Below are 17,965 nucleotides of genomic sequence, written 5' to 3'. Positions count from 1 at the left end.
ATGTTTGGATGCAGTTATGCGCGTTTGGTTGCATTCCTGCGTTGCGTATGCCGATCCAGTGCCGCCATGACGGGCTTGGCGGACAAGCCATGGGCAATAACGGAAATCACGATGACGAGCAGAACCACCGCCCATAATTCCTTCGCCTGCGGGAATTCGGTGCGGTGCAGCGCATACCCGAGGTAATAAAGCGAACCGATGCCGCGGATGCCGTAAAAGGACAACACCCATTTGTCCCAGGGCGGCAACGGATGGTCGATAAATGAAATCATGCCGGCCAGCGGACGCACCACGAAAATCACTGCCAGAGCGACCGTCATGCCTGCCCATGTCAACGGCGCCAACGCTCCGCTTGCGATGTATGCACCGATCAGAAACATCAGCAAAGCGATGAGGATACGTTCCATTTCTTCCGAAAAATCGTGCAGGATCTGTTGGTAGCGATGGCGTGATTCCTGCTGCCGGAACGTGCAGGCGGCAACAAATACGCTAATGAAGCCATAACTGGATGCCAATTCCGCCAGTGCATAAGGGATGAGCGTCAGGCTGAGGGCAATGCTGCCGGTTGTGAAGAAGTCAGCCGATTTGAATCCGAACAGGATTTTTGCCAGCAGCCAGCCGGATGCCGCCCCGATCAAGGCACCGGCCGCGATGCGATAGAAAACGTCCATCACCAGCCAGCCTGCAAACCAGTCTGCAGGATTCAGGCCGACAACAGCAACGGCGATGGCGAGATGGGTAAAAGGGAAAGCCAGGCCATCGTTCAATCCCGCTTCGGTTGTCAGTGCGACGCGGGTGCGGGAATAATCCGGCGAATCGGGCGCGGTCGTCTGGACTTCGGAAGCCAGCACCGGGTCGGTAGGCGCGATTACGGCACCGAGAAGCAGCGCTGTGGCCGGCACCATGCCCAGAGCCCACCAGCCGAGCAGTGCCGTGGCGGCAATGGTCAGCGGCATGGTATAAGCCAGCAGCCGCCAGCTAAGCTCCCAGGATGTCCATGCAAAAGGGTGATTGATCTTGAGTCCCGCGGCCGTGAGAGCGATCAGCAAGCCAATTTCGGTCAGGCGTTCCGGCCAGCGCGCGTCAACCAGGTTGGGCAGATGGATGTCCACCGGCAGAGCAAAGAGCGTCATGCCGATCAGCATGAATACCATGGGCGCGCTCAGAAACCGATTGACCGTCAAGCGCGGAGCGATTGCGGCCGCGAGAATGACGGTCGCCACCAGCAAAAGTTGAACGTCATAAAGCTCGATGTTGAAGAAGCCGAGATCCGTGCTGCGCAGAAGCTCCTGTGCCGCATAATTCTCGTGTTGGGCAGCCATGGCGAAGGGCGCTAGTCTTGCTGGATGACGCTGATCGAGCCGTCCGATTCAAGACGCATTTCCTTGATTTTATTGATATCCTCGATTCCTTCTTCGCGCATTTTGGCCTGCACCTCGCTTCTTGTGATGTATTCGCGTTGCATGTTGCGGAGTATGAGTTTGCCGTTTTTTACCAGCATGATCGAAGAAGGTTCGGTAAAGCGACGAATGAATGAGGATTTGTAACTGACATAATCGAACAGGTAATTCCAGAAAATCAGCGTACTCACGAGCAGAATGCCGTCGGCAACCGTTTTCGAATCGCCGCTCATCGCACTTTGCGAGGCGTCCGCCACGATAACGACGAAAAGAAAATCGCTTATGCCGACGTTACCGATATCGCGTCGCAACAAAAACCGGAACACAGCGAACAAAAACCAGTACATCAGCGTACCGCGCAGCACGATTTCCCATGGACTGACGCTGAATGCCACCAGTTCCTGCAACATCGCGCTCTCCCGTAAATCAGGACTCTGACATTGTCGTGCGCCTGGCGGATGATGGGTATCGGACGCGCTGCAAATTTATCTATAGGATATGCAGTGGGGCGATGTAGGAAAATACTGACGCCGAGCAATGGCGTTTTTATCGGCCCGATTAAACGTATTTGTTTATACGGTTGTCTCAACTCTCATCGCAAATAGCAATGAACGCGCGAGTGAGTAGGGTAAAATGCCTCACATGCCTTTCAACTGCAAGCGAGCGCACAAAACAAAAAAACCGCATCTGCTTGAGCATGATGCGGTTTCCGGAGATTCGTCTGGTGCCCAGAAGAGGACTCGAACCTCCACAGTGTTTCCACCACTAGGACCTGAACCTAGCGCGTCTACCAATTTCGCCATCTGGGCAACGAAAAGAGCGCCATTTTAGAGGAAAATTCGAACTTGTCAACGATCAAAAAACAAAGAGCAAAAGATCCGCATGCCGGCCGTGAGGCCGCCAATTATGAGAACCCGCTCCCCAGCAGGGAATTCATCTTGCAAATCATGGAGGAAGAGGGGGCGCCGCTCAGCATCGAGCGTCTTTACAAGCTGCTGGGCATCCGCAAGGCCGAGCATGACATTTTCAATCGCCGTCTCGGCGCGATGGAGCGCGACGGCCAGATTTTTCGCAACCGCAAGGATGCATTATGCATCGCCGAGAAAGTTAATCTCATTCCGGGCAAGGTGCACGGCCACCAGGATGGTTTCGGTTTTCTGATCCCGGATGCCGGCGGTGACGATCTCTTCCTCTCGCCCAAAGAGATGGCGCAGGTGATGCATGGCGACCGCGTGCTGGTGCGCCAGTCCGGCCTGGACCGGCGCGGACGCCCGGAGGGCAAGATCGTCGAAGTGCTGGAGCGCGTGACCAAGCGCCTGGTAGGACGCTTGCTGGTGGAAAGCGGCGTTGTGCTGGTTGCCCCGGAAGACAGGCGCATCCCGCAGGATATTCTGATTCCCCCAGGCCAGGAGATGAAGGCCAAAGCCGGGCAGGTGGTGATGGTGGAACTGATTGAGCAACCTTCCGCCTATGCCAAACCTATCGGCAAGGTCGTCGAAATCCTCGGCAACTATGCCGATCCCGGCATGGAAATCGAAATTGCGTTGCGCAAGCATCAATTGCCTTATCTGTTCAACCCTGAGGCCGTGAAACAGGCCGAGGCCTATCCCAAGAAGGTCCGCAAATCCGACTGGGCGGGCCGTGTCGACTTGCGCGAGTTGCCGCTCGTGACCATCGACGGCGAAACCGCGCGCGATTTCGACGACGCCGTTTTTTGCGAGCCGCAGGGCAAGGGCAAGGGCTGGAGGCTGGTGGTGGCGATTGCCGATGTGAGCTTCTATGTGCGGCCGGGCGAAGCGCTGGATAAGGACGCCTACGACCGCGGCAACTCGGTGTATTTCCCGCGTCGCGTCATCCCGATGCTGCCGGAAGCGTTGTCCAACGGTCTTTGCTCGCTCAATCCCGATGTCGAGCGGCTGTGCATGGTGTGCGACATGCAGATCGATGCCAAGGGCAAGATCAAGCGCTACAAGTTCTACCCGTCGGTAATGCTGTCCAAGGCGCGCATGACGTATACCAAGGTGTACGACATGATCGTCAATCCGGAAGGCGAAACGGCCAGGGAATACGCGTGGCTGATGCCGCATGTTCAGCACCTGTACACGCTCTACAAGACATTGGCTGTGGCGCGTGCCGTGCGCGGCGCCATCGAGTTCGAAACCACCGAAACGCTGATGATGTTCAACGACCAGGGCAAGATCGACCGTATCGTGCCGGTGGTGCGGAATGACGCGCACCGGTTGATCGAAGAGTGCATGCTGGCGGCCAACGTCTGCGCTTCGGATTTTCTCAAAGAGCATGATCACCCGGCCCTGTACCGCATCCACGAAGGCCCGACGCCGGAAAAACTGGAGAAGGTGCGCGGTTTCATGGCGGAGTTCGGCTTCGCGCTGGGCGGCGGCGATACGCCCCATGCCAAGGATTACGGCAAGCTGCTCGAGCACATCAAGGGGCGTCCGGACGAACAGCTGTTGCAGACCGTGCTGCTACGCTCGATGCAGCAGGCGGTGTACAGTCCGGACAATGTCGGACACTTCGGCCTGGCATACGAGCATTACACCCATTTCACCTCGCCTATCCGCCGCTATCCCGACCTGCTGATCCACCGTTCGATCAATGCAGTGCTGGAAAGCAAGAAATACAAGGCCGGCGACTGGCATGCGCTGGGCATGCATTGCTCCATGACCGAACGCCGCGCCGACGATGCGACGCGCGACGTGGAAACCTGGCTCAAGTGTTTCTACATGCAGGACAAGGTCGGCGAAACATTCAACGGTACCGTGGCCGGCGTCACCAGCTTCGGCCTGTTCGTGGCGCTGGACGAAGTCTATGTCGAGGGCCTGCTGCACGTCACCGAGCTTGGCAACGACTATTTCAATTTCGATGCGATGCGGCATGAAATGGCGGGCGAACGTACCGGCGTGCGTTACCGCCTGGGCGACCGGCTGCGCGTGAAAGTGGCGCGCGTCGACATGGAAACCAGCAAAATCGATTTCGTGCTGGATGCATTGCCGGCAACGGCGGTGTCGACGCCGGGCGAGAAACCGGCCAAAATGCCGGCCACGAATCCAGTGGCGAAAAGGGCTGTGAAGCCCGCAGCAAAATCGACCGCCAAACCGGCAGGCAAGGCTGCCGGCGGAGCGCGTCCCAGGATTGCTCTGTCTGATTCGTCCAAACGCAAATCCAGCGAGCCCAGCAGCACGCGCGGCAAAAGCAAGTCAAAATCCACCCGTAGCAGGAAAGGCACTAAAAAGAAATGAGCATCACCCGTATCGTATTCGGCTTTCACGCGGTATTGAGCCGCATACGTCAGAACCCCGCCAGCGTGCAGGAGGTTTGTGTCGACAAGACACGTAAGGACGCCCGTATGCAGGATCTGCTACAACTGGCCGAGCAAAAGGACGTGCGCGTGATGCAGATGGAGAAGGAGCGCCTTGATGGCTTGGCCGCCAACGGCCGCCATCAGGGCGTGCTGGCGCGCGTGGCGGATACGCCGCTGCCGTACCAGGACATCCACGATATTCTCGAGTCCGATCTCGCCGAGCCGCCGTTTTTCCTGGTGCTGGACGGTGTGGAGGACCCGCACAATCTCGGCGCCTGCCTGCGCGTCGCCGATGCAATGGGCGTGCATGCGGTGATTGCTCCCAAGGATCGTGCCGCCGGGCTGAATGCGACAGTGCGCAAGGTTGCCTGCGGAGCGGCGGAAACCGTGCCTTTCATCGCCGTGACCAACCTGGCGCGTACATTGCGCGAGTTGAAAGAGGCCGGCGTATGGCTGGTGGGCGCAGTAGCCGAAGCCGAGGATGACCTGTTTACCGCAAAATTCTCTGGCCCCATTGCCATAGTGCTCGGCGCCGAAGGCACCGGCCTGCGCCGCCTGACGGCCGAAACCTGCGATCAGCTGGTGAGCATTCCGATGTTCGGCACAGTGGAGAGTTTGAACGTTTCCGTTGCCAGCGGAATCTGTCTCTACGAGGCCAGAAGGCAAAGAAACCTAGCCTGAAAAGGTTTATTTTAGGCCGTTAAAATGGTATTTTATCGGGCTTTTCATAAACTTAACTTTTGGAGTCAAAATGGCTGTTGAACGCACCCTTTCCATCATCAAACCCGACGCAGTTGCCAAGAACGTAATCGGCAAGATCTATTCGCGTTTCGAAGGTGCCGGCCTGAAGATCGTCGCTTCCCGCATGGCGCATCTGTCCCAGGCAGAGGCCGAAGGTTTTTACGCCGTTCACCGTGAGCGTCCTTTCTTTGCCGATCTGGTGAAGTTCATGGTTTCCGGTCCGGTGGTGATCCAGGTGCTGGAAGGCGAAAACGCCGTGCTGGCTCACCGTGACCTGATGGGTGCGACCGATCCGAAGAAGGCCGCTCCTGGCACCATTCGCGCCGATTTCGCTGAAAGCATCGACGCCAACGCCGTGCACGGTTCCGATTCCGCTGAAAATGCAGCGATCGAAATCGCTTATTTCTTCCCTGCGTCACAGGTGTATTCCCGCTAATGTCGCTCGTCAATCTGCTCGATTACGATCAGCCGAAACTCGCCCAATTCTTTGTTGAACTCGGCGAGAAGCCATTCCGCGCCAAGCAGTTGATGCGCTGGATGCACCATTTCGGCGTGACTGACTTCGAGCAGATGACGGACATTGCCCGGCCGCTGCGCGAGAAACTCGCCGCGGTGGCCGAGATTCGCCCGCCTGAAATCAAGGTCGAACAGATTTCCGATGACGGTACGCGTAAATGGCTGGTCGATGTCGGGCCCAATAATGGCGTGGAAACCGTTTTCATCCCCGAGGATGACCGCGGTACGCTGTGCGTGTCGTCCCAGGTTGGCTGTGCGCTGGAATGCACCTTTTGCTCCACCGGCCGCCAGGGATTCAACCGCAATCTGCAGGTTTCCGAAATCATTGGCCAGCTTTGGCGCGCCAACCAGTCTCTGCGCCAGGTCGACGGCTACGATATGTTGCCGCGCAGCGAACGCATTATCTCCAATGTGGTCATGATGGGCATGGGAGAACCGCTTGCCAACTTCGACAATGTCGTGACTGCGCTCAATATCATGCTGGATGACAGCGCCTACGGATTGAGTCGCCGCCGCGTGACCGTGTCCACTTCCGGCCTCGTTCCGGCGATGGATCGCTTGCGCGATGCCTGCCCGGTGGCATTGGCCGTGTCGCTGCATGCGCCGAATGACGCGCTTCGCGACGAAATCGTCCCGATCAACAAGAAGTATCCGCTGGCCGAGTTGATGGCCGCTTGCATACGCTATCTCGAAAAAGCGCCGCGCGACTTCGTGACTTTCGAATACGTGATGCTGGACGGCGTCAATGACACGGTCGAACACGCCAAACAACTGCTGCAAACGGTGAAAAGCGTGCCCTGCAAATTCAACCTGATTCCGTTCAATCCTTTCCCGAACAGCGGTTACGCGACTTCCCGGCCGGATAACATCCGTCGTTTCCGTGACGTGCTGATGCAGGCGGGTTATGTCGTGACGACTCGCAAGACGCGTGGCGACGATATCGATGCGGCTTGTGGCCAGCTCGCCGGCAAGGTAGAAGACAAAACGCGCCGCACCCATAAGTTCACTCTCAAGGCCGTTGCATGAAAAAACTACTCGTAATCCTGATGGCGCTGGTTCTGGCTGCTTGCGCCGCCAAGGGTGTCAGAACCGGTGAGGATTCCCACAGCCGCAACCGTGCAAAATTGCATACCGAACTCGCTGCCGCCTATTACTCGCAAGGGCAGATGGCGATTGCGCTGGACGAGTTCACCAAGGCTACCGAACTCGATTCTTCCTATGCCCCTGCTTATACCGGGCTTGGACTGGTGCATGCGGCGCTGAAGCAGGATGCCAAGGCCGAGAGCAATTTCAAGCGCGCTTTGCAGCTCGAACCCGAGAACTCGGAAGCGCACAACAATTACGGTACTTTCCTGTGCGTGCGCAATCGCGTGGACGAAGCCATCAGCGAGTTCATGACCGCGGTTAAGAATCCTTTGTACGCGACTCCGGAGTCGGCCTATCTGAATGCCGGCATCTGCGCGCTCAAGAAAAAAGATATCAGGAACGCCGAAACCTATTTTCAGAATGCATTGCGCGTCGAGCCCAATATGCGCGCGGCTTCCTATCAGCTTGCCCAGCTGTATTTCGGCAAGGGAGAGCATCTGCAGGCGCGTGCTCATCTGGAGCAGGCAATGAAGAACATCGACCCGACGCCGGAAATGCTGTGGCTGGGCGTTCGTAACGAACGTATTCTGGGCGGCAAGGATGCAGAAGCGAGTTATCGTCTGCTGTTACGCAGAAAATACCCGAACTCCGACGAAACCAAAGCCATGTTGGCGGAATAAGCATAAAACCGGCAACAGGCCATAGATACGATATTCAAGATGACACAACAATCCGATCACACCGAAAAAATCGCGCAATTGACGACACCGGCTTCTACATTGTCCCTGCAGGCGGTCGGCCATTTGCTTGTCGAAGCGCGGGAAAACATGGGCCTGAGCGTGGACGAGGTCGCATCCCGCTTGCGTTTGATGCCGCGCCAGGTGCAAGCGCTTGAGTCGGGAAATGTCGATGCATTGCCGGGCCCGGCATTTGTACGCGGTTTCTTGCGCAATTACGCCAAGCTTCTGCAAATCGATGTGGAGCCTTTACTGGAAGCTTGCCGGGTGCATGGCCCCGAATTGTCCCCAGGCCAGATCAGCCTGCACTCGGAAAATATCCTGATTGCCGGCCGTGAACGCAAGGGCTGGACGATATATCTCGCGGCGATTGTAATTGTAATTCTGGCTCTCGTTGCCTGGTTCGCATACATGGATTTTGCGAGCGAAAAAAGCACCTCCCCGCAGCCAGACCCCGCAACGATTCCGCATGAGCTGCCTGATACAGCGGTTGCTCCGCAGTCTCTTGATGTGTTGCCGGCCCCATTGGCGGAAGGTGTTCTACCGGCACCGGCAGTGCCTGCGGCACCGCAGGGCGCGGTTGCAGAGCCGGCTGTGGCAGCGAATACAGCCAAACTGGTGCTGACGCCTACCCAAACCAGCTGGGTCAGCGTGACCGACCGCGATGGCAAGGAACTTTTCAACAGAAACGTTCTGACCGGCAGCAGTGAAACCATTTCCGGAACGCCACCTCTCAAGCTCGTCATAGGCAATGCCGCCGGCATGCAACTGACCTTCAACGGCAGCACGGTTGACCTCGCGCCGCACATTCGTGGCAACGTCGCGCGTCTGACTCTGGAGTAAGTCTTGATCGAACAGCATATTCATCGCCATAAGACCCGTTGTGTCATGATCGGCGATATCGCCGTGGGCGGTCATGCACCCGTGGTCGTGCAGTCGATGACGAATACCGACACCGCCGATGCGGAAGCAACGGCGCAGCAGGTATTCGCGTTGTGGCAAGCCGGTTCGGAAATGGTGCGCATCACTGTCAATTCGCCGGAAGCCGCAGCGCAAGTGGGTGCAATTCGCCGCAAGCTGGATGCGATGGGGTGCTTCGTTCCGTTGATCGGCGACTTCCATTACAACGGCCACAAACTGCTGGCGCAATATCCAGAATGCGCCGAGGCGCTTGCCAAATACCGGATCAACCCGGGCAATGTCGGCAAGGGCGCCAAGCGCGACGAACAGTTTGCCGCGATGATCGAGGCGGCGATTCAATACAACAAGCCGGTGCGTATCGGCGTCAACTGGGGCAGCCTGGATCAGGCCAAGATGGCACGCATGATGGATGAAAATGCCCAGCGTGCGCAGCCGTTGTCGGCCGAAGCGCTGATGCGCGAGGCGCTGATCCAGTCCGCGCTGGAAAGCGCGCAGCAGGCCGAGGCGATTGGTTTGCCCGGCGATCGCATCATTATTTCCTGCAAGGTGAGCGATGTGCAGGACTTGATCACGGTCTATCGCGAGCTTGCACGTCGTTGCGATTATCCCTTGCACTTGGGTTTGACCGAAGCAGGCATGGGCTCCAAGGGCATCGTGGCTTCCACGGCCGCGCTGTCGGTGCTGATGCAGGAAGGCATAGGCGACACCATTCGCATCAGCCTCACGCCCGAGCCTGGCGAGTCGCGGACGCGCGAAGTGATTGTTGCGCAGGAAATCCTGCAAACCATGGGCATCCGTTCGTTCACGCCGCTGGTGACGGCTTGTCCGGGCTGCGGCCGCACCACATCGACCTTTTTCCAGGAATTGGCGCAGAAGATCCAGCGTTATTTGCGCGAGCAAATGCCTGCATGGCGCAACGAATACCCCGGTGTGGAAACCATGAACGTCGCGGTGATGGGCTGCGTGGTCAACGGCCCGGGCGAGTCCAAGCTGGCAAATATCGGCATCAGCCTGCCGGGAACCGGTGAAGTGCCGGTGGCGCCGGTGTTCGTCGACGGCGAAAAAACCGTCACGCTGAAAGGCGATGCGATTGCCGAGGAGTTCCAGGCGATCGTCGAGAACTACGTGAAAACACATTATTCCGCAGGCGGCGCGCTGCGCCGCGAGCACAAAGTGATTCCGCTCAAAGCCGTGGGCTGAGCAATCACATACCAATAACAGAATCAACAAAGATAACATGAGCAAGACCATACAAGCCGTGCGCGGCATGAACGACATACTCCCGGCCGACGCCGCCCTGTGGGAGTTTTTCGAGGATACCGTGGCCGATTGGCTGCGCGCCTACGGCTATACGCAGATTCGTACTCCCATCGTTGAAAGCACCGATCTTTTCGTGCGTTCGATCGGCGAAGTGACGGATATTGTCGAAAAGGAAATGTACAGCTTTGAAGACCGGCTGAACGGCGAGCAACTCACGTTGCGCCCGGAAGGTACCGCTTCCTGCGTGCGTGCAGTCATTCAGCACAACCTGCTGTACAACGCTCCACAGCGTCTGTGGTACAAGGGGCCGATGTTCCGCCATGAACGCCCGCAAAAGGGCCGCTATCGTCAATTCCACCAGGTTGGCGTGGAAGCGCTGGGATTTGCCGGCCCGGATATGGATGCCGAGCACATCGTCATGACGGCCAGGCTGTGGAAGCTGCTTGGCCTGGACGATGTGGCGCTGGAAATCAACACGCTGGGTTCGCTGGAAGCGCGGGCACGCTATCGCAGTCGCCTGATCAGTTATTTTGAAGGCCATGCCGATGTACTGGATGAAGACGCGAAGCGCCGCCTTCACAGCAATCCGCTGCGCATCCTGGATTCGAAAAACCCAGCGATGCAGGCCATCATCGAGGCCGCTCCCAAACTCGCGGAAGATCTCGATGAGGAATCGCGCAAGCACTTCGAGGAGTTGCAGGAGATGCTGATCGCAGCAGGCGTTCCATTCCGCATCAATCCACGTCTGGTGCGCGGGCTGGACTACTACAACGCGACGGTGTTCGAATGGGTAACCACCCGCCTGGGTGCGCAGGGCACGGTCTGTGCCGGCGGCCGCTACGACAGCTTGATCGAACAGATTGGCGGCAAGTCGGCTCCGGCCTGCGGGTTTGCGATGGGCGTCGAACGTTTGCTGGCGCTGTTGCAGGAGCAATCCTTTGTCCCGCCAGCCCTGATGCCGGATGCCTATATGCTGCATCTTGGCGAACAAGCCGATCGCATGGCTATCCTGGCCGCTGAGCAGTTGCGCGACTCCGGCCTGAGCGTGGTCCTGCATTGCGGCGGGGGCAGTTTCAAGTCGCAAATGAAGAAGGCCGATGCCAGCGGTGCACGCTACGCGGTGATCATCGGCGACGATGAAGCCACGGCAGGAGAGGTGAGCATCAAGCCCCTGCGCACATCCGGCGAGCAGAGCCGCATGAACCTGGTGCAAGCGGCGGAATACCTGGCGGAATGAGCCACCTGCTGCGCATCGAGGGACTGACCGTTACGCCGGCTGCAAATCCGCAGCGTCTGCTGGTCGATAACGTCTCCTTTGCGCTGGCAGCGGGCAGAACGACCTGTATCGTCGGCGAATCCGGCAGCGGCAAGAGCCTGAGCGCCTTGGCGATCATGGGTCTGCTTCCTTCGGCGTTGCAGCGCCAAGCCGGGCACGTGGTCTTCCAGGGGCATGACCTGACCACATTTACTCCGGCACAAATGCGCGACATTCGCGGCAAGCGCATTGGCATGATTTTCCAGGAACCGATGACCTCGCTGAATCCGGTGTTGAACATCGGCTACCAGATCGGCGAGAGCCTGGCCGTGCATCTCGGCCTCAGCGGCAAGGCGCTCAAGAGCAAGGTCTCTGCATTGCTGGAGCAGGTTGGGATTCCGGCCGCGCGTGTGTCCAGCTATCCCGATGAGCTTTCCGGCGGTCAGCGCCAGCGCGTGATGATAGCGATGAGCATCGCGTGCGAGCCGGCCATGCTGATCGCCGACGAGCCGACAACGGCCCTCGATGTGACGGTGCAGGCGCAGATATTGGCATTGCTGGCGGAACTCAAACAGCGCATGAACATGGGCATGCTGTTTATCACCCACGATTTTGGCGTGGTAGCGGATATCGCAGACGATGTCGTGGTCATGTTCCGCGGCCAGGTTGTCGAGAGCGGCCCTGTGAGCGATGTTCTGGGTAACCCGCAGCATCCTTATACCCGCGCCTTGCTCGATTGCGTGCCGGATGCGGAGGGCAGCAAGCCCCTCAAGCCCATCGATTACGCCTGGCTGAACGAGAGCGCGCAATGAGCGATTTCATCCTGACCGCCAAAGGCCTGACCAAGATTTACAAGCAGCGCAGCGGCAAGTTCGGCTTCGGCTCCACGACGATCAAGGCGTTGGACGACGTAGCCGTTTCCGTGCGGCAGGGCCGTACGCTGGCTGTCGTCGGCGAGTCCGGCAGTGGCAAGTCCACCCTGGCGCGTTGTCTGCTACAATTGCAGCCCCTCGATGCGGGCGAAGTGCATTTCGAAGGCCGCAATCTTGCCGGGCTGAACGGCAGCGAGTTGCGAGCCGCGCGACGTCATTTGCAAATGGTATTCCAGGACCCGTTTGCATCGTTGAATCCGCGCATGAAAGTCGGCGATATCGTCGGCGAGGGATTACTGATACATAAGCTCGGCAATGCGTCCGAGCGGCGCGAGAGGGTGGTACGCATGCTGCAGCGTGTTGGCCTCTTGGCTACGGACATGGAAAAATACCCGCACGAATTTTCCGGCGGACAGCGGCAGCGCATCGGCATCGCCCGTGCGCTGGTGCTGGAGCCGAAACTGGTGGTATGCGACGAACCGGTGTCCGCGCTGGATGTTTCCATCCAGGCGCAGATTCTCTTGTTGCTGAAGGAGTTGCAACAGGAAATGGGGCTCAGCTACCTTTTCATCAGCCATGATTTGCGCGTTGTGCGTCATATGGCCGATGAAATCGCGGTGATGCATCGTGGGCGCGTCGTTGAGCAAGGCGACGTGGCGCGGATTTATGCCGAGCCGCAACAGGAATATACGCGTAAGTTACTGAATTCAATACCCGGCCAACACCGTTTGGCGCATTAGGAAGAGATATGGCATACGATCTGGAAGAACAGGAACAACTGGACGAACTCAAGGCGTGGTGGAAGCGCAACGGCAACATGGTAACGTGGGGTCTGATTGCTGTGCTTGCCGTTTTCGCTGGATTCCAAGGCTGGAAATACTACCAGCGCAGCGAGGCATTGCAGGCGTCGGTGCAGTACGAAGCGCTGGCCAAGATGAGCGTGAAGGATATCAAGGATATCCGCGCAGCTTCCGGCCAGATTATCGATAAGCACGCGGGTACGTCGTACGCAGGCCGCGCCGCGCTGATCGCCGCCAAGGCGAATTATGCAAACAACGATGCCAAGAGCGCCAAGGCGCAACTGGAGTGGGCGATGGGCAATGCCAAGGAAGACTCCATCCGCTCGATCGCCCAATTGCAACTGGCCGCGATCCAGCTTGAAGAAAAGGCCTACGATGCCGCTTTGAAGACGCTGGATGCAAAACATGAGGCTGCGTTCGATGGCCTCATCGCCGATCTCAAGGGCGATATCTACGCGGCACAGGGCAAAAAGGCCGAAGCGAAAACCGCTTATGCGGACGCACTGACCAAACTGCAAGCCGATGGACGCCTCCGCGGTTATACCCAGCATAAACTTGACGCATTGGGCAGCTGATGTCGTTACGCTATCTCACCATACTTGCCTTTGCCCTGCTGGCCGGCTGTTCTTCGCTCACCGATCTCAAGACAGACATCTCCGAGCGTATGTTCGGGCCTGAGGTCAAGGAGCCGCCGATGCCCCTGGCGGATTTCAAGCAGAAGGCAGCGGCGAAGCTGCTGTGGAGTACCTCGGTAGGCGAGGCGGAGGGTTACATCTATACCCCGGCAGTCGATGCCGGTTCGGTATTCGCTGTCAACACCAAGGGTGAAATCACTCGGGTCGATGCCGCAACCGGCAAACAGATCTGGCGCATCAATGCCGGAGAAAGCATTTCGGGCGGGGTGGGCGCAGGCGAAAACCTGGTGCTGGTCGGTACTCCGAAAGGCATGGTGCTGGCTTACGACCAGAACGGCAAGGCGCTCTGGAAATCCAAGATCAGCAGTGAAGTGCTGAGCGCGCCCAAAGTCGCTTCCGGCGTCGTTGTCGTGCGTAGCGGCGACAGCCGCATATTCGGGCTGAGCACTGCGGACGGCAAGCGCAAATGGGTTTATGAGCGCGCAACGCCGTCCTTGACTCTGCGCAGCAGCGCGGGCGTGACGCTGGCGGATGGTGCTGCCTATGTCGGCTTTGCCGGCGGCAAGATGGTCGCGCTGAAGGCGGATGACGGGAAACTGCTGTGGGAGGCTTCTGTGGCTCTGCCCAAGGGCGTCACCGAAATCGAGCGCATCGCCGACATTACCAGCCTGCCGGTTGTGGACGGTCGTTACGTTTACGCCGTGGCTTTCCAGGGTCGCGTTGCGGCGGTGGATCGCACCAACGGCCGTGTGTTATGGAACCGCGACATCTCCAGTTATACCGGTCTGGCTGCCGACGACGGAAAAGTCTTCGTAACGCACAGCGGCGGCGCTGTTTATGCGCTGGATAACAGCAGCGGCAAGAGCTATTGGCGGCAAGGCGGCCTGCTGAATCGACTGGTCAGCGCACCGTTGCCCATGGGCGAGTATGTCGCCGTCGGCGATGTCGAAGGCTATGTGCATTTTCTTGCCAAAGAAGATGGCGCATTCGCTGCGCGCATCCAGACCGACAAGACTTCCGTCATGGCGCAACCTGTCAGCCTCGGCGAATCTACGCTGATGGTGCAGACCAGCGGCGGCGGCTTGTATGCAGTCAGCCTGAAATAATGTTACCGACCCTCGTATTGGTGGGCCGTCCCAATGTCGGCAAATCCACGCTATTCAATCGACTGACCAAGACGCGCGATGCGTTGGTTGCGGATCTTCCCGGCCTGACGCGCGATCGCCATTATGGCCGCGGCGTTGTGGGCGAATTTCCTTATCTGGTCGTGGATACCGGCGGTTTCGAACCGTTGGTCGACACCGGCATTCTCGCTGAAATGGCCCGGCAAACGCTGCTGGCTATCGACGAAGCGGATGTGATTGTTTTCATGGTCGATGGCCGGCAGGGCCTGACGCCGCAAGATAAGGTGATTGCCGACCGTCTGCGTCGAAGCAATCGTCCGGTTTTCCTGGCGGTCAACAAGACCGAAGGCATGAACCGAGGCATTGCCGCGGCCGAATTCCATGAATTGGGTCTGGGCGATCCACTTTCGATTTCGTCCGCACATGGCGAAGGCGTCAAGGATCTGGTCAATCTGGTGCTGCAGGATTTTGCGCCCGAAGAACCGGAGCAAGCCGCTAGCGACTCGAAAGAGCCGCCCAAGGTTGCCATCGTCGGCCGCCCCAACGTAGGCAAATCCACATTGGTCAATGCCCTGCTGGGCGAGCAGCGCGTGATCGCGTTCGATCAGCCGGGAACCACGCGCGACTCCATTTACATCGATCTCGAGCGCAACGGCAAGCATTACACGCTGATCGATACCGCCGGCGTGCGCCGTCGCGGGAAGGTATTCGAAGCCGTCGAGAAGTTCTCCGTGATCAAGACCATGCAAGCCATCGACGATGCCAATGTGGTGATTCTGGTGGTGGACGCGCAGGATGGGGTGACCGAGCAGGAGGCGCACATTGCCGCTTTCATCCTCGAAACCGGCCGCGCGCTGGTGGTGGCGGTCAACAAGTGGGATGGCCTCGATGCCGACAAGCGCGAGTGGATCAAGCGCGAAATCGACCGCAAGCTGCAATTCCTGGATTTCGCCAAATTCCATTACATTTCCGCGCTGAAGGGCAGCGGCTTGACGCCCTTGCTGCAATCGGTCGACGTTGCTTTCAAGGCGGCGATGGCCAAATTGCCTACGCCCAAACTGACGCGGGTGCTCGAAGATGCGATCCAGCAACATCAGCCGCCTGTTTCCAAGGGGATACGCCCCAAGCTGCGCTATGCCCACCAGGGCGGGAGCAATCCTCCCATCATCGTGGTCCATGGCAACCATGTGGATGGCATCAAGCAAAGCTACGTACGCTTTCTGGAAGGGGTTTTCCGTACCGCGTTCGAGCTTTCCGGCACCCCGCTGCGTGTGCAGTTCAAGCAGGGCGCAAATCCGTTTGCCGAACCGGAAAAGCGCAAGGCGGGCGAGGGTATCGTCAGCATGCGCAAGCGCAAGAACGAACAGCGCGCCAAGCTCAAGGAACGCAAGGACGAGGAACGCAACAAGCGTTGAGGGTGTACTGGCGAGTGCAGCTTAGAACCTACTGAAATAGGTTCTTTGTCCCGCATATTTTTCGATACTCTTCTGCATAGCGCTTGAGCACCGCGGGACGTTTCAGCTTGAGCGTCGGAGTGAGCAATCCATTTTCGATGGTCCACGGATCGATCAGTAACGCAGCGCGGCGAATTCTGGCATAGCCCGGAAATGTCCGCATCTGCCGGGCCATTCTTTCCAGGACAAGGCTTTCGGCGTCGGGGTGTTGCAGGCTCCCAGGCCACGCGGCCTGAATGCCTTTCTCCTGCATTGCCAGTTGCCACTGCTCCTCATTGATGACAACCAGAGCGCTTAAGTAGGCGCAGCCTTCCCCTGCGACCATGACCTGGTCGAATAGCGGATCGGCGCCTATTGCAGCCTCGATCTCCGCCGGAGGCACTTTCTCGCCATTGGAAAGCACAAGGATTTCCTTGATGCGGCCTGTGATAAAGATATGTCCAGCCGGGTCGATGCGAACGACGTCGCCCGTATCGAGCCAACCTTCATCGTCTACCATTGCTCGCGTTGCTGCAGGGTCACGCCAATAGCCCAGCATGACGGTCGGGCCGTGCACCTGAAGTGCGCCATTGGCCCCAACTCGCGTTTCGACGCCCGCCAGCGCGGTTCCAACGCTTGCCGGTACGTTATCTTCCGGGCGGTTGACGCTGATCACCGGGCTGGTTTCCGTCAGTCCGTAGCCCTGCAACACGGTTATTCCCAGCCCGATGAATATGCGCGCGGTCTCTGGAGGCAAGGCTGCCCCGCCAGAAACCGCAAGTCGTATGCTGCCGCCTAATCGCTGTGTCAGCTTGTTTGCCACCAGATATTTGAGAATCGGCCAGAGCAGATGGCTTAATCGCCAGGGCCCTCGCCCTTGGGCATATTCGAAGCGGCTGTAACCTACATTTACTGCAAGATCAAATAGCCGCGCGGCATACGCCGGACCATCCGCCAGCTTTGCGCGCAGTGCGACATGTATGCGTTCATAAATGCGTGGTACCGACATCAGTATGGTCGGCTGTGCAATCGATAAATCTTCCTGCAATTGCTGAAAGGAGCGGGCATAGACAACGGTGGCGCCCGCCATCAGCGGCAGGTAATAACCGGCGGTACGCTCGAAGGTGTGCGATAGCGGCAGAAAGGAGAGAAAGCGGTCCTCGCGGTAGACATCGAAGCTTTGCAGCACGCTGCGGCAGTTTTCCAGCATGTTGCGATGCGAGAGCATGACGCCTTTCGGCTTGCCGGTTGTCCCCGAGGTGTAGATGATGGATGCAAGCCGGTCTGGATCGTGATGGCTTGGAGAAGGAGGCTCTGCCACATTTTCGGGAAGCCAGGACGACAGCGGGCATAAGCGGTTGTCATTGTCATGCGTAACATCCCTGATGCAGATGATCCGCTGTAACTCTGGCAGCGGCTGGCCGGTATCGTGAATCGCCTGCCATTGTTCGGCGCTGCCGGTCAGAAGAAGTCGCGCACCGCTATCCTGCAGTACATAGGCTACGTTGTCCGGGCGATCCGAGGTGTAGAGCGGCACGGTGACAAGGCCCAGCCCCAGCGCGGCCTGATCCATCATCACCCACTGCGGGCAGTTTTTCAGCATGATGGCAACGCGGTCGCCGGGCTGCAGCGATTCTCGCGCCAGCGCCTTTTGCCAGCGCATGACTTCCTGTTGCATTTGCGACCAGGTCAGGTCCTGCCAGATATCCTGGGCTTCGTTGAAATAGCGATATGCCAGCGCATCGGGAGTGCGGCGGGCGCGCTCGTGAAACAGGCCATCCAGCGTCATAGCAAGTGCCGGGGGAATCGGGTCGGTATGTAAATTCTTCATCATGGGGATCCATGGTACTCAAAACGGCGAAA

Annotated in this window: 16 protein-coding genes and 1 tRNA gene; 13 read left to right on the top strand and 4 right to left on the bottom strand. The window is 58.4% G+C overall.

What is annotated here, in order from left to right; all coding sequences use genetic code 11:
* Positions 1-14 precede the first annotated feature (14 nt).
* The 3 genes from A7976_RS02105 to A7976_RS02095 form a co-directional block, all read right to left on the bottom strand.
* Positions 15-1,322: a sodium:proton antiporter gene (locus tag A7976_RS02105; RefSeq protein ID WP_088178362.1), complete on the bottom strand. Its 1,308-nt coding sequence runs from the start codon at positions 1,320-1,322 to the stop codon at positions 15-17.
* Positions 1,323-1,333: 11 nt separating this feature from the next.
* The gene (locus tag A7976_RS02100) at positions 1,334-1,810 is read right to left on the bottom strand and encodes a DUF421 domain-containing protein (protein ID WP_067106276.1); all 477 of its coding nucleotides are present in this window, start codon (positions 1,808-1,810) and stop codon (positions 1,334-1,336) included.
* A gap of 312 nt (positions 1,811-2,122) precedes the next feature.
* A tRNA-Leu gene (locus A7976_RS02095) sits at positions 2,123-2,209 on the bottom strand.
* A gap of 129 nt (positions 2,210-2,338) precedes the next feature.
* Between A7976_RS02095 and rnr the strand changes: the two genes are divergently transcribed.
* The 13 genes from rnr to der all read left to right on the top strand — a co-directional run bounded on the left by rnr (position 2,339) and on the right by der (position 16,084).
* Positions 2,339-4,660 carry a ribonuclease R gene (gene rnr, locus A7976_RS02090; RefSeq protein WP_371440597.1) on the top strand — a complete coding sequence of 774 codons (2,322 nt, stop codon included), beginning with the start codon at positions 2,339-2,341 and terminating at the stop codon, positions 4,658-4,660.
* On the top strand, positions 4,657-5,403 hold the full coding sequence (gene rlmB, locus A7976_RS02085; protein ID WP_067106275.1) for a 23S rRNA (guanosine(2251)-2'-O)-methyltransferase RlmB: 747 nt from the start codon (positions 4,657-4,659) through the stop codon (positions 5,401-5,403). Before rnr ends, rlmB begins: the two co-directional genes overlap by 4 nt.
* Before the next feature lie 70 nt (positions 5,404-5,473).
* Entirely contained in the window at positions 5,474-5,899 is a 426-nt protein-coding gene (gene ndk / locus A7976_RS02080) for a nucleoside-diphosphate kinase (RefSeq protein ID WP_067106273.1), read from the top strand.
* The gene (rlmN, locus tag A7976_RS02075) at positions 5,899-7,005 is read left to right on the top strand and encodes a 23S rRNA (adenine(2503)-C(2))-methyltransferase RlmN (protein ID WP_067106271.1); all 1,107 of its coding nucleotides are present in this window, start codon (positions 5,899-5,901) and stop codon (positions 7,003-7,005) included. Before ndk ends, rlmN begins: the two co-directional genes overlap by 1 nt.
* The gene (gene pilW / locus A7976_RS02070; protein ID WP_067106269.1) at positions 7,002-7,745 is read left to right on the top strand and encodes a type IV pilus biogenesis/stability protein PilW; all 744 of its coding nucleotides are present in this window, start codon (positions 7,002-7,004) and stop codon (positions 7,743-7,745) included. The genes rlmN and pilW overlap by 4 nt, the downstream gene beginning before the upstream one ends.
* 39 nt (positions 7,746-7,784) lie before the next feature.
* Positions 7,785-8,645: a RodZ domain-containing protein gene (locus A7976_RS02065; RefSeq protein WP_067106267.1), complete on the top strand. Its 861-nt coding sequence runs from the start codon at positions 7,785-7,787 to the stop codon at positions 8,643-8,645.
* 6 nt (positions 8,646-8,651) lie between these two features.
* On the top strand, positions 8,652-9,923 hold the full coding sequence (ispG, locus tag A7976_RS02060; protein ID WP_371440601.1) for a flavodoxin-dependent (E)-4-hydroxy-3-methylbut-2-enyl-diphosphate synthase: 1,272 nt from the start codon (positions 8,652-8,654) through the stop codon (positions 9,921-9,923).
* A gap of 37 nt (positions 9,924-9,960) precedes the next feature.
* Entirely contained in the window at positions 9,961-11,220 is a 1,260-nt protein-coding gene (gene hisS, locus A7976_RS02055; protein ID WP_067106265.1) for a histidine--tRNA ligase, read from the top strand.
* Complete coding sequence (locus A7976_RS14665; RefSeq protein WP_082877928.1) at positions 11,217-12,050, top strand: ABC transporter ATP-binding protein; 834 nt, start codon at positions 11,217-11,219, stop codon at positions 12,048-12,050. The genes hisS and A7976_RS14665 overlap by 4 nt, the downstream gene beginning before the upstream one ends.
* Positions 12,047-12,850 carry an ATP-binding cassette domain-containing protein gene (locus tag A7976_RS14660; protein ID WP_082877927.1) on the top strand — a complete coding sequence of 268 codons (804 nt, stop codon included), beginning with the start codon at positions 12,047-12,049 and terminating at the stop codon, positions 12,848-12,850. Before A7976_RS14665 ends, A7976_RS14660 begins: the two co-directional genes overlap by 4 nt.
* Positions 12,851-12,858: 8 nt before the next feature.
* Positions 12,859-13,485, top strand: a complete 627-nt coding sequence (locus A7976_RS02045) for a tetratricopeptide repeat protein (protein ID WP_067106263.1) — start codon at positions 12,859-12,861, stop codon at positions 13,483-13,485.
* A complete protein-coding gene (bamB, locus tag A7976_RS02040) occupies positions 13,485-14,651 on the top strand; it encodes an outer membrane protein assembly factor BamB (RefSeq protein WP_067106261.1) in 1,167 nt (388 codons plus the stop codon). The genes A7976_RS02045 and bamB overlap by 1 nt, the downstream gene beginning before the upstream one ends.
* Positions 14,651-16,084, top strand: a complete 1,434-nt coding sequence (der, locus tag A7976_RS02035; RefSeq protein WP_067106259.1) for a ribosome biogenesis GTPase Der — start codon at positions 14,651-14,653, stop codon at positions 16,082-16,084. The genes bamB and der overlap by 1 nt, the downstream gene beginning before the upstream one ends.
* A gap of 28 nt (positions 16,085-16,112) precedes the next feature.
* Here the strand turns inward: der and A7976_RS02030 are convergent, their stop codons facing one another.
* Complete coding sequence (locus tag A7976_RS02030) at positions 16,113-17,936, bottom strand: long-chain fatty acid--CoA ligase (RefSeq protein WP_240483767.1); 1,824 nt, start codon at positions 17,934-17,936, stop codon at positions 16,113-16,115.
* Positions 17,937-17,965: the final 29 nt, after the last annotated feature.

The organism is Methylobacillus sp. MM3, from assembly GCF_001645185.1.
Lineage (GTDB): Bacteria > Pseudomonadota > Gammaproteobacteria > Burkholderiales > Methylophilaceae > MM2.
Note: the sequence above shows the minus strand (reverse complement) of the source record. Positions and strands in the feature narration are given on the sequence as shown.